A 23530-nucleotide genomic window follows, 5' to 3' on the forward strand; every position below is an offset into this window, starting at 1 on the left:
TCCATGTTTACTGCTTTTCAAGAATCTCTACGAGTTGTTTCGAGTATGGATTCTCTTTCGCATATTCCTGCGCAAGCGTCAAACCAGCTTGCTTCCAGGCTTTTTTGTCTGCTTCAGATGGCGTCTTACTCCACTTCAGACCTTTTGCTTCCATTTCAGCAACCGCCTGTGATTCCCACAGCTTAGACTTGGTGACCTGCTCGATGGCATGCACCGCCGTGGCACCTTTTACAATCGCTTTCAAATCATCCGGCAGCTTGTTCCATGCTCTGCGGTTCACCACAATCGGCAGAACCTGGGCACCAGCAATTGGTAATGGATACATATATTTAGCCACTTCGACGTGGTTACCGTCACGGTGGTCGATCATGTTAGAACCAATGGATCCATCAATGACCCCTGTTGCCAGTGAGGTATAGATTTCACTCCATGCCAGAGAAACAGGTGATGCACCTAAGTTACGCAGGAACTTACCGTAAGCGCCCGGCGCACGAATCTTCATGCCTTTAAAGTCAGCAATTGAATTAATTGGTTTTTTAGTAATGATATAAACCGGTGGCTGAATATAAGGTTCAAGAGAAACTAATCCCTGAGAGGCATAAGCTTTTTTCATGACATCGCCAAAACCGCGCTCGTGGAATAATGTCATCAGTTCACCCACGTCAGATGTTCCGCCGGGTAAACCCACTTCAACCACACCTGCAGGAAATTCACCCGCATGCATTGGCTGGAAAGGCGCGCCCATTGTGATTAAACCAGATTTAACCGCATTCAGAATACCACTGGTTCCTACGCCTTCACCGGAATACAGTACCTGTACAGCGATACGGCCACCAGACATCGTCTCAATTTGCTTTGCTAAATCTTCATACACTGCGCCAAATGCTGTTCCCCGACCATAAAGGTTCGCAAAACGCCAGTTATATTCTGCTGCAAAACCGGCAGCGGAACTCACCAGCGCACTGACTCCCAGCGTGACAGCCAGTAATCTTTTTGCCAGTGTCTTTCCCTTTACTCCAAACATAGAAATTCCTCTTCCTGTGTCGTTACTAGTTTGTTACTGATTTGTTTACCAACTCAATATGAAGAAACTCAATGAAAAGCGATAGAACCAGACAGATATTTCGTATGGTACCAGCCATTAACAATTCGACATCAAATTGGTAACTGGTACCACACAATTAATTTATCTGGTACTTCGGAAACCACTGACTTTAGTTTTAACATCCTTATAACAGCTAACAAGTGAGACACAGTGATGGACCAAATTGTTAATAAGAATTTACTCAACGTAACATGTGCTTCCAGTGAAGATGCAATTGCAGTGCTGAACCCGGCAACAGATGAGATCCTGACTTACATCCCCTCTGTGCCGGTTGCTGAAATTAATGTACTGATTGAAAAATCAAAACAGGCACAACTTATCTGGCAGGAAAAAACCGCTGCTGAGCGATGTGCCATTTTGCGTAAATGGTATGACCTGGTGATTGCAAACAGTGATGATCTGGCCAGAATCATGACCCTTGAGCAGGGAAAACCACTGGCAGAAGCAAAAGGAGAAGTCCTTTACGGCGCCTCTTTCATTCAATGGTTTGCCGAAGAAGGAAAAAGAACTTACGGTGAAACCATTCCAACACCGGCATCCGGGAAACGTTTGATGACCATTAAACAGCCCGTCGGTGTCGCAGCTGCGATCACACCATGGAATTTCCCGATTGCGATGATCACCCGTAAAGCTGCGCCGGCTTTGGCTGCAGGATGTAGCTTTATCGTCAAACCGGCCAATCAAACGCCACTTTCAGCCTATGCGATGGCAGAGCTGGCTTATGAAGCGGGCCTGCCCAAAGATCTGCTGATTGTGGTCAACAATCATTCATCGGTCGCTGTTGGCGATATTTTCTGCCAAAACGATGACATCCGGAAACTCTCTTTCACCGGCTCAACTCAGGTCGGCAGTCATCTCATCAAGCAATGCGCGGATACTATCAAACGTACATCGATGGAGCTGGGCGGTAATGCACCATTCATCGTATTTGAAGACGCCGATATCGATGAAGCGGTAAAAGGCGCAATCGCCTCAAAATTCCGTAATGCCGGTCAAACCTGTGTCTGTGCCAACCGCTTTTATGTTCAGGATGCAGTGTATGACGAATTTGTTGAAAAGCTGGCTAAAGCCGTTGCCGAACTAAAAGTCGGAAATGGGCTGGAAGCGGGCGTCAGCATCGGTCCGTTGATTGATATTAAAGCCAAAAACAGTGTGATGGGTTACATCACTGAAGCCGTAGAGCAAGGTGCCAGAGTTATTTCAGGCGGACGCTCACTGGAAGGCTTGTTTGTAGAACCAACGATTCTGGCTGACGTGACACAGGATATGGAAATCGTGCAGACTGAGCTGTTTGGCCCGATAGCACCGGTTATCCGGTTCGACAATGATGCTGAACTGGTCGAAAAAGCCAATGACACCATTTATGGACTTGCCAGCTATTTTTACACCGGCAACCTGCACCGGGCATTCCGGATCGCTGAGAAACTGGAATATGGCATGGTCGGCATCAATGAAGGCATTATTTCCAATGAAGTGGCGCCGTTTGGCGGTGTCAAACAGTCCGGATTTGGCCGGGAAGGTGCCAAACAAGGCATTGATGAATATCTGAATGTGAAATATCTCTGCTTCGGCGGGTTTTAAGCAGCATTGATTTGAAGTAAACAACTGATATACCCAAACAAACCGAAATATATGATTCTGATTGGTTGGGTATATAAACCGAAATAATCGCGATCATCACCATGTTACGATTGTTTCAATTGAACGCTATACCCTGAGTCATCAGAAGTTATGCGCTGTAACTGCCACATAATCAGATGGAATGGGTATACACAGATTTTGTGAAGGAATGAATATATGACGAATATGGAATGGCAGGCACGCAAGGAAAAAGTTGTCGCAAAAGGCATGGCGAACCTTGCTCCTATTTATGCCGCATCAGCTAAAAATGCACAAATCACCGATATTGAAGGCAATACATATATTGATTTTGCTGCCGGAATTGCAGTGAATAATACGGGCCATTCGCATCCACAGATCGTTGCTGCCGTGCAAAAACAACTGGAGAATTTCAGTCATACCTGTTCAATGGTTACTCCTTATGGCAGCTTCGTTGAGCTGGCTGAAAAGGTCGTTGAACATGCACCAATGCCTGGTGAAACCAAAGCGGCTTTCCTGACCACAGGGGCAGAAGCGGTTGAAAACGCGGTCAAGATTGCCAGAGCATACACCGGCCGTTCCGGTATCGTTGCTTTTAAAGGCGGATTTCATGGCCGGACCAATATGTGTATGGGTCTGACAGGTAAAGTTGCACCTTATAAAGCAGGCTTCGGACCTTTCCCGAATGAAATTTATCACCTGCCGTTCCCGAACACATATCACGGTGTCACTGAAGAAGAGAGCATCAATGCACTGTTTGACCTGTTCGCCTGTGATATTGAACCCGGCCGGATTGCAGCAATCATCTTTGAACCCATTCAGGGCGAAGGCGGTTTCTATCAGGCTCCTTCATCCTGGGTGAGTCAATTACGTGAAATCTGTGATCAGCATGGCATCGTCATGATCTGCGATGAGATTCAGACCGGTTTTGCAAGAACTGGCAAAATGTTTGCTTGTGAATACTTCGATGTGGAACCAGATATTGTAACCATGGCGAAAGGATTGGGTGGCGGCTTCCCGATTTCCGGCGTTGTCGGAAAAGCAGAAGTAATGGATGCAGCAAACCCGGGCGGTGTTGGTGGTACTTATGCGGGTTCTCCTCTGGCATGTACTGCCGCACTGGAAGTATTAAACATTATCGGGCAGGAAAACCTGTGTGAAAAAGCACAGCTGGTTGGCGCTCAGTTCAAAGAACAGCTCACTGCAATGCAACAGGAAATTCCCCAAATTGGTGATATTCGCCAGGTTGGTGCAATGATTGCGATCGAATTCAATGATCCGGCAACAGGCGCACCTTTGGCTGATTTAACCAAACAACTGGTTGTTAAAAGTAATCATGCGGGTGTCATTTTGTTGTCTTGTGGCGTGAAAGGCAATGTCATCCGTTTTCTGCCACCACTCACTATTGAGCCTGAATTAATTGCTGAAGGGCTTGAAATCGTGAAAACTGAATTGCAGAAATTACTGACAAACTAAACAAACACCAAAGAAATCAATCTTTCTCTGGTGTACTTAAAGCGAAGATACAGCATCCCCTCAAGCATTGTATCTTCGCTTTCTTTCCTGAATAATCCAGTATCCGGGCGACAGCATGACCTCAAACAGTCATTGAAACAGACATTGAACTAATGATAGTTTCGATATTACGGTGGTGAAACACAGCAGGAGTATAGCCGTATGCTAAGCCAATACATTCACATTGATCCACTGGATGACAGAACCCTTCAGGATCAAATAAAAAGCAGCATAGCAAAAGCTATTTTTGATGGATTCATTCCCAAAGACAAAGCGCTGGTTTCTTCCCGTCGTCTGGCAAAAGAGCTTCAGGTTTCCCGAAATACAATTTTACGTGTTTATGAACAACTCACCGAAGACGGTATTTTAGTCTCTCTTGAACGGAAAGGTTACTTTATTAATCAGGGACTGGAACTACCGGCAATCAAATCAGCCCAGCCCGAAAAATACACCCAAATCCAGCAACTGGACTGGAGCAGATATTTAATCACAGAAAATACAGTATCCGAGCGAATTGCCCGCGACTTAGATCGTTATCCGTATCTGTTTGTCAGCGGCGTGGTTGATGAAGATTTATTCCCGGTGTCGGAATGGCGTAAATGCAGTATTCAGTCACTGAATAAGAGCAACCACAGGACATGGACTTCAGTCAATGCCGGTAGTGATGCGCTGATAGAACAGGTTCGTACCCGGGTGTTACCCAAGCGGGGTATTTTTGTCGATCAAAACCAGATAGCGGTCACTCTGGGCTGTCAGAACAGTTTATACTATTTATCCAAACTCTTAATTTCGGACCAGACAACCGTCGGGATCGAAAATCCCGGTTATCCGGAAGCACTCCACCAGTTTCAGGCCAGACAGGCCAAAGTCTTACCCATAGAAGTCGATCATAAAGGGCTTATCGTAGATGAACAGCTGGCACCCTGCCAGCTGGTATACACCACGCCGAGTAACCAGTTTCCAACGACCGTCCGGTTATCTCCTGACCGGCGAAAAAAACTGATTGATATGGCTGAAGCGCATGATTTTCTGATCATTGAGGATGACTTTGAACACGATATCAACTTTATCGAAGATGCCTGTCCGGCAATGAAAAGTGAATATCCGAGTGATCGAATCATCTACATCTCCAGCTTTACTTCAACCCTGGCTCCCGGCCTGCGTATCGGGTATATCGTTGCACCAGAACCATTAATCACACAGATTAAGGCGCTGCAGTTCCGGACTCACAGTTGCCCGCCCAAAAACAACTGTCAGACTTTAGCGCTGTTTTTGAGCCTGGGACATTATGATTCGCTGGCGCAAAAAATGCTGAAACGCTACCGTGAAAAATGGCTGACGATGGAAAAAGCACTAAACTATTATTTTCCGCAATCCGGTGTGATTCCTTCCCTTGCCGGAACAGCTTTCTGGATTAACTACAAACAGGGCTTTAATGCAGAACAGTTTGAAAAGCTGGCTGAGCAAAAAGGTATCCTGATTAATAACGGCGCCAGATATTACTTCTCTGATAAAAAAACCAACAGTTTCCGGCTCAGTTTTCAGTCGATCAGAACCGAACGTATCCGCGAAGGTGTAGCGCTGCTCTCACAAATCGCAAAACAGATCATGCCGATTGAGCATCTGTCTCAATGTTCAGAATCTCCGTTGCGCAGCCAGGAAATCCGGCAATTACTGACGAACAAGGTGATGCTGACAAAAGATTGCTTTAATATTCCCTACCGAATCACTTTTCAGGCGGACGGAAAGATGACCGGCATTTCAGATCGGCCAAATGATATCGATGAAGGCTACTGGTGGGTGGAAAAAGATAAATTCTTCTATCAATGGAGAAACTGGCAGTTTGCTGATATCCGTAAAATAACGATTGTTTTAGAGAAAAATGAAATCAAGAGATTTGATGAAGATGGTTATTTTATCGGAGAAGCGCAGCTGATTGGTGATAGTTCCAGGGTCAGCTGATCTCCGGTGACAGTTTTTCAGCAAACTGATGGTGATTGAAGTACAGCAGAAATGCGGCCATCTGAATAAGCAATGGCCGAGCGCTGAATCAATCACCAGCAAACGTATTATTCAACTCCCAGCCGCTGTTTGACGATATTTTCACAATGATCGATTGCTTCAATGTCCCGCGGAATGATAATCACGGTATCATTTCCGCCAACCGTTCCCAGGATTTCCCGGTGCGGGTCTGAGTCGACCAGACGAGCCACCAGCTGCGCACTTCCAGGATAGGTTTTGACGACAACCATTGACTGATTATGCGTAATAAATTCAATTTGAGAAGCAATGGATGACTTGACACTCACAGGTGCTGTTTCGACTGTAATACAGTACACTTTTTTACCGCACGCATTCTTCACTTTGACCACGCCCAACTGAAGTAACAGGCGGGAAACGGTTGACTGACTGATCCCAGAGTACCCGAGTTCTTCCAGTTTTTCTCTCAGCTCACCTTGATTAGAAAAGCTTTGTTGTTGTAGTAACCGCTTACAAACAGATAATAGTGAGTCTTCTCTGCCTAAGTTTTCTTCCTGAACTATTTGCCTCTTCACAGGCTCCCCCTTTTTCAGTTCAGCGTTATAATCCGGGGATAATCTGAGCATGATGCTCAGATGCCGGATATATTCATATGCATAAAAAACACGTCATACCATCAGTATCCGAAGCAAGCCGGCTGCTTCTGTTCAGGCTTTATGCCCTGCAATCAAATCTATTTAAAACACCCAATATTCATCCATCAAAGTTTACCGGCTCCAGACTGACAGCAACCCCGTTGTATCCGCAAACAACCCGCTGTGACCGTGTTCAGGCTGCTGAACCACGCTGCTTCAGGTTGTTTGAAATATTATCTAACAGCACCGACATCATTGGTAGTTTAAAAAATTACTTTTGAACACATTATCAAATAAAAATAAAGAATATTGATAAAAAATCGAATCAAAACACCATTTCAGTTTAATTTTAAATAATTATTCACTTTTATGTTTACATCATAACCGGCTGAACTTTTGCAACTGCAATCCCACCATTTTCAGCAAGCCTGAAGTGTCAGTGAACAAACCCGGCACTCGGGTTTGTTCTTCACCGGCTTTAATCTCCTAATGTCGCCACCATCACAGCTTTAATGGTATGCATCCGGTTCTCTGCTTCATCAAATACAATCGAATAATCAGATTCAAATACATCCTCAGTCACTTCCAGGCCTGACATACCGTATTTTTCAGCCACTTCTTTCCCGACTGTAGTTTCATCATTATGAAAAGCCGGTAAGCAGTGCATAAATTTTACATGGGGATTACCGGTCGCCCGGATCATATCCATATTCACCTGATAAGGCGTCATCAGTTTTACCCGCTCATCCCACGCTTGCTGAGATTCTCCCATCGAAACCCACACATCGGTGTAGAGGAAGTCGCAGCCCCGAACCCCTTCACTAACCGCTTCGGTGAGTGTAATTTTTCCGCCGGTTTTCTGTGCGATTTCCCGGCAGGTGGCGACCAGACTCTCCTCCGGCCAGAATTGTTTCGGTGCGACCAGCCGGATATCCATCCCCATTTTGGCCGCACCGACCATCAGAGAGTTTCCCATGTTATTCCGGGCATCCCCAAGATAAGCAAATGAAATTTCATGTAGCTGTTTTCCGCGGCTGTGCTCCAGCATCGTCATAAAATCAGCCAGTATCTGAGTCGGGTGAAATTCATTGGTCAGTCCATTCCAGACAGGAACCCCGGCATATGCACCCAGTTCTTCAACAATATCCTGACCAAAACCGCGATATTCGATCCCATCATACATACGACCCAGCACCCGGGCTGTATCTTTCATTGATTCTTTATGACCAATCTGGGAACCAGCAGGAGCCAGATAGGAGACCTGAGCACCCTGATCAAATGCTGCAACCTCGAATGCACATCGGGTTCTGGTTGACGTTTTTTCAAAAATCAGGGCAACATTTTTACCAGTCAGCCGGGGCTGTTCATACCCATTGTATTTGGCTTTTTTCAGTTCAATCGCCAAATCCAGAAAGTGTTGAATCTCGCGGGAAGAAAAATCTAAAAGTTTCAGAAAATTACGGTTACGTAAATTAAAAGCCATGACATCAATCCTCTGGTTATATCATGCTTACAAATGGCAATAGTCTGCCCGGTGAAAGACCTTCATCTCCCACGAAAGCGCCATCCATAAGAAGGTGATTCAAATAAAATTAATTGTGACTAATGCAGGTGCCGGCAGTTCCTTCCAGAATCTTCAGCCCATCTTTTAAAGCTCCAATTCCGACAATCTTGCCACCCTGATGAATGAATTCGCAGGACGCTTCTATTTTGGGCCCCATCGAACCGGCATCAAACTGATAATGTTTGAGCTCTCCGGGCGTTGTTGCCTGCAATCGTGTCTGTGCCGGCGTCCCCCAGTCCAGATACACACCATCCGCATCTGTCAGAATCAGCAGTGCATCGGCACCGATTTGTCTGGCCAGAAAAGCCGCTGACATATCTTTATCAATCACAGCTTCAACGCCTACCAGCTTACCGTTTTCATATTTCACCGGAATGCCACCACCGCCGGTACAAATCACAAGATGGCCTTCACTGATCAGCCGGGTGATCGCTTCTGCTTCAACAATTCCTGTCGGCAACGGGCTGGGAACAACCCGGCGAAAATACTGTCCGTCCGGCTTCACTGTCCAGCGATATTTCTCAGCCAGTTCGATCGCTTCCTCTCTGCTGTAAACTGGCCCAATCGGCTTTGTCGGGTTCGAAAATGCAGGATCTGCCGGATCTACCGTCATTTGCGTCAGCAAACAGGAAACCTGGCTGTCAGGCATCGTATTTTTAAACTCCTGCATCAGCATGTAACCAATCATCCCCTGCGTTTCACTGCCCAGAACATCCAGCGGGTAAGGGTTGACGGCTTTATATTCCATGCCCTGCAGCGCCAGTAAACCGACCTGAGGCCCGTTGCCGTGAACCAGAACAACGTTATATTCACGGGCAATTTCTGCAATGGTTCTGACCGCTGTTTCTATATTATGGCGTTGAATATCAGCCTCCAGAGGCTCGCCACGACGAAGCAGAGCGTTTCCGCCCAATGCAACGACAACTGTTTTCTTAGTCATAGTCAATTTCTCTGTTGATAATCAAATTAGTCGGGATTCAGCACCAGAATCAATCCGGCCACTGAGATCTCTCAGTTAAATTCCATCCCGTTCAACAGGACAACTCATACACCGGGCACCACCCCGCCCGCGGCCCAGTTCATCTCCCGGTATTGGCAATACAGTAATGCCGGCTTTGTCATATTTTTCATTGGTATAGGTATTCCGCTCGTATCCGATCACAACGCCCGGCCGGATCGTCAACACATTATTGGCGTCATTCCACTGCTCACGTTCGGCTTCAAAACTATCGCCACCAGTGGTGATCATATTCAGTTTATCCACACCTAAAGCTTTCTCTATCGCATGAATGTAAGTCGACTCTTGTTTTGCGCTGACATGACCGGATTCATCTCCGGTCAGCGACCAGCAGGCCACATCATCCGGAATTACATTTGGGTAAACAGAGAAAGTATCTTCACGGACATGCGTCATTACCGTATCCAGATGCATGCAGGAACGATCTTTCGGCAGCTCAAGTGCAATCACCTGCTTTGCCTGTCCGCTTTGAAACAGGGAAGATGCCAAATGTTCCACGCCCTGAGATGTGGTGCGTTCGGACATCCCAATCAGGACAGCCCCACGACCAATCACCAGCACATCGCCACCTTCAATGGTTGAGCGATCATAATGCTGTTGTTCATCACCAAAATATTTAATGAAGTCGCAACCGGCAAAATCCGGATGCCAGCGATAAATCGCTCTCAAATGGTTGGTTTCCCTTTGTCGGGCCACTTTCGCCATCGGATTGATCGACACGCCACCATAAACCCAGCATGAGGTATCACGGGTAAACAAATGGTTTGGCAAAGGCTCAATAATAAAATCCGTCGGCTTATACATGGACTGCAATATAGAAGATGACTGAAATGGCACTTCACTGGCGGGCAGCCCACCGGTCAGAATTTTTGATAACTTCAGGTGAGGTAAGTCATTCAGATAACAGCGTAAATCATTCGCAAAAGTCGCCCCGAAACGATGATCAGAAACCTGTGTATTGAGCAGCCACGCTTTGGCTTCAGGTATATCCAGCGTTTCAGCCAGCAGCTCTGTCAGAAAGAGTACTTCAACGCCTTGATCTGATAGCGTCCGGGTAAATGTGTCATGCTCTTCACCGGCCCTTTGCACCGCAAGCACATCATCAAAAAGAAGATCATGACAGTTCGATGGCGTTAAATGAGTCAGTGCCCGTTTCGGGCGATGGACTAATACCCGGCGTAACTGACCTATTTCAGATCCTACATATAAACGACTCATAATTAATCCTCTCTTATTAACTCTCTGATTAAAACATACAAAGTAATAATATTTTTATATGCACCCTGCTATTTATTTCACCATTCATACTAGTCGTAAATATCAGATTATCTTAGACCACCATCACAATTAAACTGAACAAATATATGAATAAAAAACAGCATTGTTTAACAAAATAAATTCACAACCCTATTTAACAATAATGATGAATAAAATATCAGACTCAATGGAAATTAATGCTTAAATCATTTTATAATCACTTCTCACTCATCAATTTATTTTATTGACAAAGAAATTTATGCATTGTTTCCCTGAGCTTTATATTTAATTTTTTTATGCATTCACAATGAATACCTAAGTAAATTACTCATGATATTTCACACCTGGTTAACAATACTTTCTCACAAATAATTGATCTTGATCACTCAAAGAAAGCATCAATGAAAGAATTGGAAACACAAATATTGACGATAAAATCAGCGATTGTTGAAGAGCAGAGTCTTGGTATTTTTGAGCGTCAAAGGCGGTAAATATAAAATATTCATATATTTTAGTTAAATATTCAGTTCAAAATTTCATCACCACTATTGGTTTTTGATCAGGATCAAACTTAAGATTGAATTTGTTTTCTTGAATCAGGCCAGTTTTTCTGCATAATATTCCCGACAAAAAATAACATATGCTTTCAATACAACCATCATTAACCATAAACAAATTTATTTATGAATAATTTTTCATCATTAATAGTTAATTACCCCTTATATCTATTTGGTAAAAAAATAATGTTAATACTTTTGTGAGTATCAACATGGATGAAATATATCATTACAATTAAACTCATCTATGTAATATCAGTTAAAAAAGTTATTTAGATGAGCATTCACGTTTTATATATTTGCTATTATAAATACAGAGTCATATATCACTAACTTCTTATAAAGCTGAACACGAAAACCAATATAATAAGCATATAAAGTCAATCAACAGATAGTTAGATTGATTAATATTCATCAACTTTCAGAAGATACATCTCTGCTGAATGTTAAGGAGATTAATATGACGACCCAAACCGTTCCTGAAAGAAATAAAGGCGGATTTCTGACCAGATTTAAATTCCCCTCTGCTTACACTATTCTATTTGGTCTGATCATTGTTGTCGCAGCACTGACCTGGATCGTTCCGGCCGGACAATATGATCGGACAATGAACCAGGAACTTGGTAAGGAAGTACCTGTCGCGGGGACATATAAACCAACAGATGGCAATCCACAGGGCATCATTGATGTGCTGCTCGCACCGATTGATGGATTTTATGATCATCACAGTTATGAGGCAGCCGCCATCGACGTCTCTCTGTTTGTACTGATCATTGGTGGTTTTCTGGGGCTGGTGACCAAAACCGGAGCAATTGATGCAGGTATTGAACGAATCACAGCTCGCCTGAAAGGGAGGGAAGAGCTGATGATTCCGATACTGATGGCATTATTTGCCGCTGGTGGAACTGTCTATGGAATGGCAGAAGAGTCGTTACCTTTTTACTCTTTACTGGTTCCGGTTATGATGGCTGCCCGGTTTGATCCGCTTGTCGCTGCTGCAACCATTCTGCTTGGTGCCGGCATTGGCACGCTGGGCTCCACGATCAATCCATTCGCTACGGTCATCGCAGCCAACGCTGCCGGCATTCCGTTTACCGATGGTATTTGGCTTCGGGCCGCGATTTTACTCATCGGCTGGGTCATCTGTGTTGCTTATGTGATGCGATATGCCAGGAAAGTCCGCCAGGACCAAAGTCAGTCGATCGTTTACGATAAATATGAAGACAACAAACAGCATTTTCTTGGCAACCAGAACGACGAACTACTTGAATTTACGCCCAAAAGAAAACTGATTCTGCTCATCTTCGCCCTGTCATTCGCCACGATGATTTATGGTGTTTCAGTCTCCGGCTGGTGGATGGCAGAAATCTCAGCATTATTTCTGGCTTCAACCATTATCGTCGGACTGGTCGCCGGAATGAGTGAAGAAGAACTGACTTCAAGCTTTATTGATGGTGCCAGAGATCTGCTGGGGGTTGCGCTGATTATCGGGATTGCCAGAGGCATTGTTGTCGTCATGGACCGGGGAATGATCACCGATACGATTCTCAATTCAGCTGAACATATCGTTACCGGGCTCTCTTCCGTCATTTTTATCAATGTCATGTACTGGCTGGAACTACTGCTCTCGTTCCTTGTGCCATCATCTTCTGGTCTGGCCGTTCTTTCCATGCCGATTATGGCACCACTGGCTGATTTTGCCGGTGTCGGACGGGAGTTGGTCGTCACCGCTTATCAGTCAGCCTCCGGGATTGTCAATTTAGTCACCCCAACATCCGCGGTCGTGATGGGCGGGCTGGCTATCGCCAGAGTCCCTTATATCCGCTGGGTCAAATGGGTGGCACCGCTCCTTGGTATCCTGTGCCTCTTCCTGATGGTGATGATTAGCATCGGGGCATTGATATAACCCCGCTATACATACCCAAACAATCTGCATCTTCTGGTTGTTTGGGTATAAACACCATGAATATATCAGTCATTCGGAATGACCAATGAAGTGATAGGTTCATCCATGATATTGAGCATGATTATTATCTGAGTGCATATTGAGTTTATTATAGATTTTTATACTTGGTATCTATGATATTACTTCAGCAAAATAAATAAAACAAAGTTCATATAAACAAAGCGCTAAAAAACCATTCACTCAATCTATATGATCGTCACTATCCGTCATGGCAGAGACACAGAAATGAGAACACTAAATTTCAGGCTGACGATTGATGGTGTCAGCGATCCAACCTTAGTCGTCCGTCAGTTTCATGGGCACGAATCCATCTCAGATTCCCCCGGCCCGGTTTGCGGCTATCGCTACCAAATTGAAGTTGCCAGTCGCAGCAGCAGTCACACAGCCGATGAAATGGTCGATAGCAAAGCACTGCTGGAAGTCATTAAAAACGGACAAATCGTACAAAAAGTGCATGGCATTATCCGCTGCTTTAGTAAAGGTGATACCGGCTATCATCATACATTTTATGCGATAACTCTGGTCCCTTCACTTGAACGATTATCCCTGCGGCAGAACAGCCGGATTTTTCAGCAAAAGAATACACAGGACATCATCACCACACTGCTGGGTGAAATGGGCATCAGTGATTTTAGTTTTTCCCTGAAGCGCCCGCCTGCGACAAGAGAGTTTTGTGTTCAGTACCGGGAAAGTGACCTGGCTTTTTTCCACCGCCTGGCGGCAGAAGAAGGCATGATGTATACCTTCAGCCATGAAGACAGCAAGCATACACTCATCATCACCGATAACCCGGAAAGCTTTCCTGAACAGGGTGCTCCGGTCCTGTATAACGCTTTATCCGGTGGTGCGGGAGACGACGCGTGTGTCAGATCACTGACCGAGCATAAGCAGGCTGAAATCAGCACCTTACAAATGCAGGATTACAGCTTCAAAAAACCATCTTACCCATTCACCCAGACTGTGGATGGAAAAGCGATGGACTACCAGAACCAGACCTATGAATACTTTGATCACCCCGGCCGGTTTAAAGATGATGGCAATGGCAAAGCCTTTACTCAAATCCGGATGGAATACCTGCGGCGTAACGCGCATACAGTCACGGGTAACAGTGATGAACCAAAAATTCAGGCCGGGCAGAAATTCACCCTGACTGACCACCTGGAAGCAGAGATGAACCGGAAATGGCTGACAGTTTTTGCCACCCATACAGGCACCCAGCCTCAGGCACTGGAAGAAGATGGCAGCAACGGAGCCACCACTTATCATAACGAATTTACCGTGATTCCCGGCGATGCCGTCTGGCGGGCGCAAATCCAGCCCAAGCCACAAGTGGATGGTCCGTGTATCGCCACCGTCACCGGCCCGGCCGGAGAAGAAATTTACTGCGACGAACATGGACGGGTCAAAGTCCAGTTCCCGTGGGATCGCTATGGCAGTTCAGATGAAAACAGTTCCTGCTGGGTTCGGGTTGCACAGGGCTGGGCCGGCACACAATATGGCTTTATCGCCATTCCCCGTATCGGCCATGAGGTGATCATCTCTTTTCTCAATGGTGATCCGGATCAACCCATTATTACCGGCCGGACCTATCATGCCAGTAATCTTTCGCCCTATCCGCTGCCATTGAATAAAACCCGCACGGTTATCCGCACTCAAACCCATCAGGGGGTCGGCTTTAATGAAATCCGCTTTGAAGATCAGGCCGGTGTGGAAGAAGTATTCATGCATGCCCAAAAAGATCAGAACAATGTCGTCAATAATGATGAAACCACACAGGTAGGGCATGATCGGACGGAAAATGTAGGGAACGACGAAAAGATTGACATTGGCCATGACAGAACTGAAACCGTTGGCAATAACGAAACCATTACCATCGGCAATGACAGAACAGAGACAGTTGGCAGTAATGAAGTCGTTACCATCAAAGGTAATCAGGCTGAAACTGTCGTTATTGCGAAGGCTGAATCAATTGGTGCCGGTAAAGCACTCAGTATCGGTGCAGGTTACCAGGTCAGTGTCGGCGGTGCGATAAACAAAAGTGTTGGTTTATCGGATACCAGCCAGATCGGTGGCTCCAAATCCACCTCAGTGAAAAAGAAAATAGCATATGACGCCGGGGATGAAATCGTACTGACGACAGGAAAAGCCAGCCTGACGATGAAATCTGACGGCACGATTACCCTGAAAGGTGTGGATATTACCCTGTCCGGCAAAGGTGAAATCAAAACTAAAGCCAAGCAGAACGTCGTGATTAAAGGGAAAAAGGTATTAGAAAACTGATGGAGAGAACAACCAAACCTAATCAGTCTCAGGAAACGACTGAAGATCTGCTTGATCAGGTCACGCAACAGACAACCCTGTCAGAGCCACCGCTGGATACGACATGTACTTATATGGCTGTGATTGCGGACATTGATGAAGAGAACCAGCTTTGGCTGAACCTGCCACAACTGGAGTATCTCATCAATGCTTACAGTTGTGTACCGGTATGTAATAACGATATTGGCCGCCACTGTGTGATTGGTTTTATTGAACACGATTTCAGCCAACCGGTGGTGACCGGCCTGCTGCATCAGCCAAATGCGCCAGAGCTTCACCTCAAGGCAACCCAAAAAGTCGTCCTTGAATGCGGCAAAAGCAAAATTGAACTGGATGAACATGGCCGGGTTTACATCCGGGGCCGGTCTGTCAGCAGCCAGTCTTACGGAACCAACCGCATCAAAGGCGGTTCAGTCAAACTGAATTAACCCAGGACCACAATGGAACTACATAACGCATCCAAATTGCAGGCAACTTATACCGGTGCTTTATATAAAGACGGCCGGCATGGGATTGTGATTGTTGCCAAAGGTAGCTGGCAGATCCCGGACGATGTCAGCCAGACACCAAAGCTGTTGGCAACAAAGCAAAGTCTGCCGATTCAGGAAACTGACACGTTTACCGGTGAACCGGGGCTGAGTGCACCGGTCTGGGAAAATGATCTGGCCACCACGAAGCCTGTCTGTGATGTCATAATGCATGCCTGCGCACACGCCCAAAACGGAGCAGCGGAAAAACAGGTCCGGGTCGGGCTGAAATTAAATCAGATCAATAAACAGTTTATCGTCACCGGTTCACGACAATGGCAAGCAAGCACTTTTGGTCATAGCTTGACTGATCCAACACCATTCAGATCTCAGGAGGTCAGCTATGATCTGGCATTTGGCGGAACCGATTTAACTCATCAGGATGAAGGAAAAACCCAGGTCTGTATGACCAACCCAATTGGACGAGGTTATTTGCCCGATCATCCATCAAAAACGTTAGATGGCAGACCCGGCCCGCAAACAGAAGAAGCAGATACACCGGTTACGTCAGCTCACCGGAAATATGTACCCCAGTCTTTCGGCCCGATAGCCCGTAACTGGGAACCCCGGATTCACTATGGCGGCACCTATGATCAACACTGGATGGAAAATATCCGGCCGTTTTTACCCGATGATTTCGATGAGCGATTTTATCAGTGCGCCCCACCCGACCAGCAAACGAAATACCTTGAAGGCGGAGAACTCGTCGAATTAACCGGGGTCAGCCCCCGTGGGACAGTAACATTTCACATCCCCGAAAATGGCATTTATATGGCCGTGATTGATGGCGATGGTCAGGAACATGAGCTTTCTCCAAAGGCAGACACGCTGATGATTGAACCGGAATATAACCGCTTCAGTATTGTCTGGCGGGCAGACTGGCCACTGCGCCGCAGCCCGGAAGAGGTTGAAACTATTCTGGTTGGCACACCGACCAAAGCATGGCGCCGGGCCAGAATGCTTGGCAAAGTCTTTTTACCATATAAAGGAAAGAAAATCGCATGAACCCCAAAATTCAGAGTATTTCAATCAGCCAGTCCTCTCCTCTTACGGTACTGGATATAGGCTTTGTCTCACCACTGGCAACTGGCTGGAAGGAAACCTGTGCAGCTATAAAGGCGGGATACGATGCCTTTGTTTATCCACACAATAGTGCATATTCAAGTATCTATCCGATAGCCCGGGTACCATTTGATGAGACTATTCGCGGCTTTACCCGCCTGGCTCACCTGCTCAGACTGGCACAAGAGAACCTGGACAAAAAATATGGTTCAATGCCCGTACTACTTGCAATGCCTGAAACCAGCCGGGGGGGATTAATTTCAGAAACTGCGACGCACGATGCTTTATTTGATGCTATCGCCACATTACCAGCATTTCATGGAAAATTTTTGCGCGACCAAATTACCTGTTTCTATCAGGGACGAACAAGTTTTGCTCATCAACTCCATAAAGCCCACGAGATTTTACTGACAGGCGATTATGAGCAAGTGATGATTATGTCTGTCGATAGCCTGCTATTTCCGCAAACTCTGAACGCCATGTTGGCCGACCACTGGGATTGTGACCCGATATTGAATAAGCAAAGGCTGCTGACAAATGATAATGGCGATGAACATACGGATGGTTTTATTCCGGCCGAAGCTGCAGGCATTGTGGTAGTCGGGCTGGCAGAAAATCATTCTCCCGCCATTCAAATCGATGGTATCGGTTTTGGCGATGAACCTGCACCATTATTGAGTAAGAATATATGTAAAGGTGATGGATTAGCCAAAGCAATTCGCACCGCCTGTTCCCAAGCCGGGCACAGCCTCAAAGATTATCCGGTGCGGATTGCCAGTGTATCTGGTGAACAATATTTCTTTCAGGAAGCCACATTAGCTCAGGAAAGAAACATCTCCACGAAAACAGCACACCAACCCTTATGGCATCCAGCATCCGGAATTGGTGAAACAGGGGCCGCCGTTGGTATTAGCATGCTGGCTATGGCGATAGATAGCTTTCAACAAGGATATGCACCCGGAGATAAAGCCATATGTCACCTCAGTAGTGACAACAGCGATCGGGCTGCGTTTACTCTGACTTACAAACACTAAGCAGGAAGAGAATGTTATGGCTAAAAATACTGTATTCGCTAATGGGCGAGAAGTTGCCTGTAAAATATCTTCCGGCAAGTCGACAGCCGCATTCCCGGATCCCTGCTGGAGCCCGCCAACCCCACCAACAGGTCCTGTAGTGATACCTTATGCAAATTCATCATATGCTAAAGATTTAAGCAACGGTTCTAAAACCGTACTGATTGGGCAAAAACCAGTTTTTCTCAAAGATAAATCATTCATTAAAACGAGTACAGGTAATGAAGGAGCAACTCAATCTCAGTCCAAAGCTATAGTGACTGGTGTCATTACAGGAAAAACTTACTTTACCAGCTGGTCGATGAATGTCATGGCTGAAGGTTTTAACCTTCCCCGACACATGGATCTGACAACACACAATCATGGTTCCGGAGCAAACACGATTACATGGCCTTTTATTGCGGATAGCGAGGCTCAGGGGCAACCTTGCAAAAGTACGAAAGAAAAGGCACAAAAAGCGTGTGAAGTCAGTGATGATGACAATGAGAAGTTTAAGAAAGACAGAAAACAAGGTGGCTTCAAATCAAGAAACATGACCTGGAAAGACAAGCACTGCCAAAAGCTCGAATTTGTGCCGGCAATAGAATCATTAAAAACAAATGTAGCTAAAGTACTCGATTGCCTCAAAACAAAAAGTGGGTTACCTCCGGAAATTCAGACTACCTTTTATTCAACTTCAAACTCAGCAAATGCAGCGATTAATGTTGGAGAGGCTATCTGCGAATCGCTTGATTATATTGCCAAAACATGCAGAACAGCAAACATATCTAACGAACATTTGAACAAATTACTAGTGCACACGATGAAAGCAAAAGGTTTTCGTGAATTCTCTGATGATTTAAAACAAACACCAGAGGCTAAAAATCTGGACTCATATAATAAGAAATACAACAACTCGAAATCATCAAAAGAGACAGACGAGTACAAAAAATTAAAAAATGACTTTGATAAAATAAAAGATGAACATAAAAATAAAAAAGAATATCAAGACGCATTGGAGGATACGAAGAAGAAAACAAAACAGATGACTGAAGATGCAAAAAATAATGAATGTTTGAAAGCAAGAAAATGCTTACTAGTTCCTTATAATGATAATTCTAAAATCAGTAAAGATAAAAAAAAGATTAGTGAATCATATCCTTCAGATGATAAGTTTTCTGTTCAAAAAGGATGCTGTCCGGGACAAACAGGGCATCATGTCATTCCCGAACTATGGGCTAAAAAAGCTTGTAAGAAAAAAAGAAAAGAAAGTGATAAGCATCCTATCTATCAGAATGCTCAGGCACCTACAGTATGTGCTGAAGGTAATAATGGCGAAATTGGAGGACATGGTGATTTACATGCAGCACTAAACAAGCGGGTCTCAAATCACCGGGGAAGAAGAAGAAATAAAGACAAGACAATTACTCTGGAGGATGCAATAAAAATGACCGCTTTAGCCCATCACTCAGCTATTGGACAGAAGAGCGGCTGTAAAATGAAATGTACCAAAGCCCAACTGACCTCATACTATAAAAAGGAGTGTCAATGTGGCGATATGCTCCCCCAGATGAGAACAGGCAATAAGTCTGACAACAATAGTCAGCAAGATGGAATAGAAAATAAAAATAAGGGAGGAACAGTCAAATGAAATTATCAGGAAAAGAAGTATTTTCAGGTTATCAGATAACCGGTTGCTGTATTACCAGCCCTGTTTATTTTAGCTTTCTTTTGACAGAAATAATATCAGATAACCAACATGCCCACGACGAATCCGGATGCGTAAAATTTGTCGTATATGATTTAGAACGTGAGCCACTGGAACATTGGGGAACATCTACATTTAATCCCTTTTGGTATTTCCCCAGAATAGTCCATACTGAGTTCGAAGAATTCTTAGTCGCTGACAATATCGGGAATGTTTATTATCACGGACTAGGTAGAAACAAACAGCTTGAAGACAAACTGGATGAATACGACACCGGTATCACTCACCTGAAAAACATCAATGGCACTATTTATGGTGTATCAGCAGCTCGTTCACTGTATCGCAGAACTGGCCCCGATAACTGGGATGAAAATAATGAGTTACTATATATTCCGGGAGCAGAGCAGACATCCCGTATGGGATTTGATTGTGTTGATGGCTTTTCAGAACAAGATATTTACGCCGCCGGAGATGACAGGGATGTTTGGCACTTTAACGGACAAAACTGGACACCAATCGATATCTGTGACCAACCATTTGAGTGCAAGGCTATTTGTTGTGCCGAAGATGGTTATGTCTATATAGCAGGACGCTACGGTATGGTTGCCCGGGGCAGAGGCGATCAATGGCAGGTTTACAGCCCTGAATCAGAAGAAGACGATTTTCGATCTATGGTTTGTTATAAGGGCCGGGTATTCGCAGGCACAGAAAAACATACTTACGTTATCGGGGATGATCTGGTCCCACAACTTTATGATTTTGAAGAGCAGTTCCGCAATCTGGCCGGAACTTACCTGTATAGTGCCTACGATAAATTGCTGCTTGCAAACCAGCACAATCAAATCGCTTTGTTTGATGGAACCCAATGGCTGAATATTTATGGCTGCAATGATTACACTGAGGATGAAGGTCGTGAACTCCTCGCTCAAGCGTTGACACTAGCTGACGAAACAGAAGATATTCTCGAAAATCTGCACAACTCAATTACAAAAATGGACTGACGCATGGCAATTTACTCAGAGCAGGTCCTGGATCACCTCTGCCACGATGTCCCCTTTGCATGGTACCTGCGCGATCAGGCCGCTCAGTCACCTTTGTTCCGTCTCACCGATCTGAAGACACTGGATGAGCGGCTGAACGGCTATCTGCGGATGATCACTCTGGCGGAAACAGACGGGCACAAGCCACTGGAATCGCTTGATGAAGAAGAGGACGGTTACCTGTTTGTCTGTATGTGGCTGGGCATCATACACCAGCAGGAAGAGATCTGGCAGGCAGCCGCTGAACTTGCCACAACAGAAGCGCAGAGTGATGAGCTGGCTTCTGCTTTAGCCTGGTTTCCCCCCGAAGCATTACACGATGTTTTAATGAAGCTTGGATTTAGTAACAACCCATGGTTACGGCGGGCCACACTGAAATATGCACAGCTGCGGCAGGTCCGTCTGGCCGATGTTTATCTTCAGGAAAAAATCACCGGTACAGATGAACCTGAAGTCCTGATGGCACTGGAAAACCTTGCAGCTCAGAGCCATGAAACCCGGTGTGATTTACCACAAATCCGGTTAAATTCGTCTGCGATTGAGTTAGCAACCCTGAAAGTGGCCTACTGCCACCAAACGTGGGATAACGACACATTAGTGGCTCAGCTTTTACCTCTGATGAAAACTGACACTGACAACTTACGTGAGCTATTGCCGCTGATTTTCTCTCTTGCATCACCTGAACAGGTTTCCGGCTGGCTGCAACAGTTACTTAGCGCTCAGATTTCTGAACGCTTAAAGCTCTACGCCATTGGTATTGCCGGACTGCCGCAGTTTATTCCCCGATTGATTGAATCTATGACTGAGCCGGAATGGGCCCCGCTGGCCGCCGAAGCACTGGCCTTCATCACTGGCATTGATCCGGAAGAAGATGATCTGTCCCTGATTCACCTGGAGCTGGAAGACCGGGAGAAACAGAAACAACTGGATGAATTACAGGAAGAAACCTGGCATCAACGCTACCAGCGGGATAATCAGACCCAGCCTTATGAGCCCGAACTGCCCTATCCGGATATCGCACAGATTCAACAGTGGTGGCAGAAAAACCAGAGCAACTGGCAGCCAGAGCAACGCTATCTTGCGGGTCAGCGCTGCGATGAGTCCGGTCTCAGACAGGTATTCATTTCAGGCAACCAGCAGCAACGGGCACTAGCAGCACTTTATCTGAAACGCTTATGTCCGGATCAGCCCATGCCGAATGTCACTGCACCGGCATGGATTCAGCAGGTTTAATACCATCCTGAATAAGTTTTTTCTCTGAATATGTCTGGCTCCGCAAACAGCTCAAGACATCCATGTGCGCTTAGACAAGAGCATACATGCCCTTGTAAGTTTGCTCCACCAGACATATTCAGATAATCAGTTTATTTTTCCGATTGGTATAACCTCTCCATCCGGACTCGTGGATTCTCAGACTTCATCTGCTGACAAACAGAACGAATCATTTGAGTACTAAGGGGCACGGTGCAATAGGTCAAAAACGCAAACACCACTCAAAAGAGTGGTATTTTTTATCATGATAAGGTGTACTAGCTCAGACCTGATCTGACAGTTACCCATTTTTTCGGTGCTTTCGTCAGATTAGATTTGAGCTAAATTCTTTTCTGCCCAAATCTTTTTTCCATCCAATAATGTCTCTATCGGTGTCCGCCCACAGCAGACTTTTCCCTGATGAGTTCGAACATTGTTGTAATAATCCAGCCATTCGTCCAGATCTTTTTGCAACTCTTCTAATGAACTGTAGAGCTTTTTCCTGAACGTGACCTGATAAAATTCATTGAGAATCGTTTTGTGGAAACGCTCGCAGATACCGTTTGTCTGAGGATGTCTGGCTTTTGTTTTTGTATGGTCGATATCATTGATAGCCAGATACAGCTGATAATCGTGCTGCTCCACTTTGCCACAGTACTCTGTGCCTCTGTCCGTCAAAATCCTCAGCAGCGGAAGCTGATGGGCTTCAAAGAACGGTAAGACACGATCGTTGAGTAAATCAGCCGATGTGATCGGTGTTTTTGTGGTATAAAGTTTTGCGAAAGCCACTTTGCTGTGAGTATCGACAAAGGTCTGCTGGTAAATCCGGCCAACACCCTTGAGATTACCGACGTAGAATGTGTCCTGTGACCCCAGGTAGCCGGGATGATGCGTCTCGATTTCACCACACACTTCATCATCCTGTTTCTTTTTCTCCAGCGCTGCAACCTGCTCTTCACTTAAAATGATTCCTTCACTGGCGACTTTGGCTTCTAAAGCGGCCAACCGTTTTTTGAAATTCTCCAGATTATTCCGTAGCCAGATCGACCGGACACCACTGCCGGAAACAAAGATTCCTTTCTTACGGAGTTCATTGCTGGTACGCGCCTGACCATGAGCTGGAAATTCGATGGCGTAACTGACGACAGCCTTTTCTGTAGATTCATCAACCCGGTTCTTAATATTGGGTGCTCTGCGGGACTGATTCACTAAGGAATCAATTCCGCCTTGCTCGACAAGCTCCTGATAGCGATAGAACGTGTCCCTGGATACGCCCATAATCTTACATGCCTTGGAAACATTGCCTAATTCTTCCGCCAGATTTAATAAACCCGCTTTGTGTTTGATAATGGGATTGTTAGTATGAAGCATGAGA

At 45.4% G+C, this 23530-nt stretch carries 17 protein-coding genes; 11 read left to right on the forward strand and 6 right to left on the reverse strand.

What is annotated here, in order from left to right; translation table 11 throughout:
- Positions 1–7 precede the first annotated feature (7 nt).
- Positions 8–1024, reverse strand: coding sequence for a TRAP transporter substrate-binding protein (locus OC443_RS16515; protein ID WP_073583195.1), 1017 nt, complete (start codon positions 1022–1024; stop codon positions 8–10).
- Between the two features lie 234 nt (positions 1025–1258).
- Here OC443_RS16515 and OC443_RS16520 point away from each other — a divergent pair, with 234 nt between their 5' ends.
- The 3 genes from OC443_RS16520 to pdxR all read left to right on the forward strand — a co-directional run bounded on the left by OC443_RS16520 (position 1259) and on the right by pdxR (position 6181).
- Complete coding sequence (locus tag OC443_RS16520) at positions 1259–2686, forward strand: NAD-dependent succinate-semialdehyde dehydrogenase (RefSeq protein ID WP_073583197.1); 1428 nt, start codon at positions 1259–1261, stop codon at positions 2684–2686.
- A 216-nt stretch (positions 2687–2902) separates the two neighbouring features.
- Entirely contained in the window at positions 2903–4180 is a 1278-nt protein-coding gene (gene gabT, locus OC443_RS16525) for a 4-aminobutyrate--2-oxoglutarate transaminase (RefSeq protein ID WP_073583199.1), read from the forward strand.
- 201 nt (positions 4181–4381) lie between these two features.
- A complete protein-coding gene (gene pdxR, locus OC443_RS16530) occupies positions 4382–6181 on the forward strand; it encodes a MocR-like pyridoxine biosynthesis transcription factor PdxR (protein ID WP_073583201.1) in 1800 nt (599 codons plus the stop codon).
- A 107-nt stretch (positions 6182–6288) separates the two neighbouring features.
- Here the strand turns inward: pdxR and OC443_RS16535 are convergent, their stop codons facing one another.
- The 4 genes from OC443_RS16535 to arcA all read right to left on the reverse strand — a co-directional run bounded on the left by OC443_RS16535 (position 6289) and on the right by arcA (position 10634).
- Positions 6289–6774, reverse strand: coding sequence for an arginine repressor (locus OC443_RS16535; RefSeq protein WP_073583255.1), 486 nt, complete (start codon positions 6772–6774; stop codon positions 6289–6291).
- Between the two features lie 538 nt (positions 6775–7312).
- Positions 7313–8317 carry an ornithine carbamoyltransferase gene (gene argF, locus OC443_RS16540; protein ID WP_073583205.1) on the reverse strand — a complete coding sequence of 335 codons (1005 nt, stop codon included), beginning with the start codon at positions 8315–8317 and terminating at the stop codon, positions 7313–7315.
- A 109-nt stretch (positions 8318–8426) separates the two neighbouring features.
- Positions 8427–9338 (reverse strand): carbamate kinase, encoded by a 912-nt coding sequence (gene arcC / locus OC443_RS16545; RefSeq protein WP_073583207.1) that lies wholly within the window; start codon positions 9336–9338, stop codon positions 8427–8429.
- Positions 9339–9413: 75 nt separating this feature from the next.
- Entirely contained in the window at positions 9414–10634 is a 1221-nt protein-coding gene (gene arcA / locus OC443_RS16550; RefSeq protein ID WP_073583209.1) for an arginine deiminase, read from the reverse strand.
- A 1056-nt stretch (positions 10635–11690) separates the two neighbouring features.
- Between arcA and OC443_RS16555 the strand changes: the two genes are divergently transcribed.
- The 8 genes from OC443_RS16555 to OC443_RS16590 all read left to right on the forward strand — a co-directional run bounded on the left by OC443_RS16555 (position 11691) and on the right by OC443_RS16590 (position 22137).
- Complete coding sequence (locus tag OC443_RS16555; RefSeq protein WP_073583257.1) at positions 11691–13136, forward strand: YfcC family protein; 1446 nt, start codon at positions 11691–11693, stop codon at positions 13134–13136.
- 285 nt (positions 13137–13421) lie between these two features.
- Positions 13422–15476 carry a type VI secretion system Vgr family protein gene (locus tag OC443_RS16560; RefSeq protein WP_073583211.1) on the forward strand — a complete coding sequence of 685 codons (2055 nt, stop codon included), beginning with the start codon at positions 13422–13424 and terminating at the stop codon, positions 15474–15476.
- Entirely contained in the window at positions 15476–15943 is a 468-nt protein-coding gene (locus OC443_RS16565; RefSeq protein ID WP_073583213.1) for a hypothetical protein, read from the forward strand. The genes OC443_RS16560 and OC443_RS16565 overlap by 1 nt, the downstream gene beginning before the upstream one ends.
- 12 nt (positions 15944–15955) lie before the next feature.
- On the forward strand, positions 15956–17047 hold the full coding sequence (locus tag OC443_RS16570) for a DUF2169 family type VI secretion system accessory protein (protein WP_073583215.1): 1092 nt from the start codon (positions 15956–15958) through the stop codon (positions 17045–17047).
- Entirely contained in the window at positions 17044–18138 is a 1095-nt protein-coding gene (locus tag OC443_RS16575; RefSeq protein WP_073583217.1) for a hypothetical protein, read from the forward strand. Before OC443_RS16570 ends, OC443_RS16575 begins: the two co-directional genes overlap by 4 nt.
- A 16-nt stretch (positions 18139–18154) precedes the next feature.
- Entirely contained in the window at positions 18155–19807 is a 1653-nt protein-coding gene (locus tag OC443_RS16580) for a PAAR-like domain-containing protein (RefSeq protein ID WP_073583219.1), read from the forward strand.
- Positions 19804–20865: a hypothetical protein gene (locus tag OC443_RS16585; RefSeq protein WP_073583221.1), complete on the forward strand. Its 1062-nt coding sequence runs from the start codon at positions 19804–19806 to the stop codon at positions 20863–20865. The genes OC443_RS16580 and OC443_RS16585 overlap by 4 nt, the downstream gene beginning before the upstream one ends.
- Positions 20866–20868: 3 nt before the next feature.
- The gene (locus OC443_RS16590; protein WP_073583223.1) at positions 20869–22137 is read left to right on the forward strand and encodes a hypothetical protein; all 1269 of its coding nucleotides are present in this window, start codon (positions 20869–20871) and stop codon (positions 22135–22137) included.
- Positions 22138–22485: 348 nt separating this feature from the next.
- On the opposite strand, the gene OC443_RS16595 is transcribed toward OC443_RS16590, so the two are convergent.
- A complete protein-coding gene (locus tag OC443_RS16595) occupies positions 22486–23526 on the reverse strand; it encodes an IS481 family transposase (RefSeq protein ID WP_073584295.1) in 1041 nt (346 codons plus the stop codon).
- Positions 23527–23530: the final 4 nt, after the last annotated feature.

Source organism: Vibrio quintilis, assembly GCF_024529975.1.
Classification (GTDB): Bacteria; Pseudomonadota; Gammaproteobacteria; order Enterobacterales; family Vibrionaceae; genus Vibrio; species Vibrio quintilis.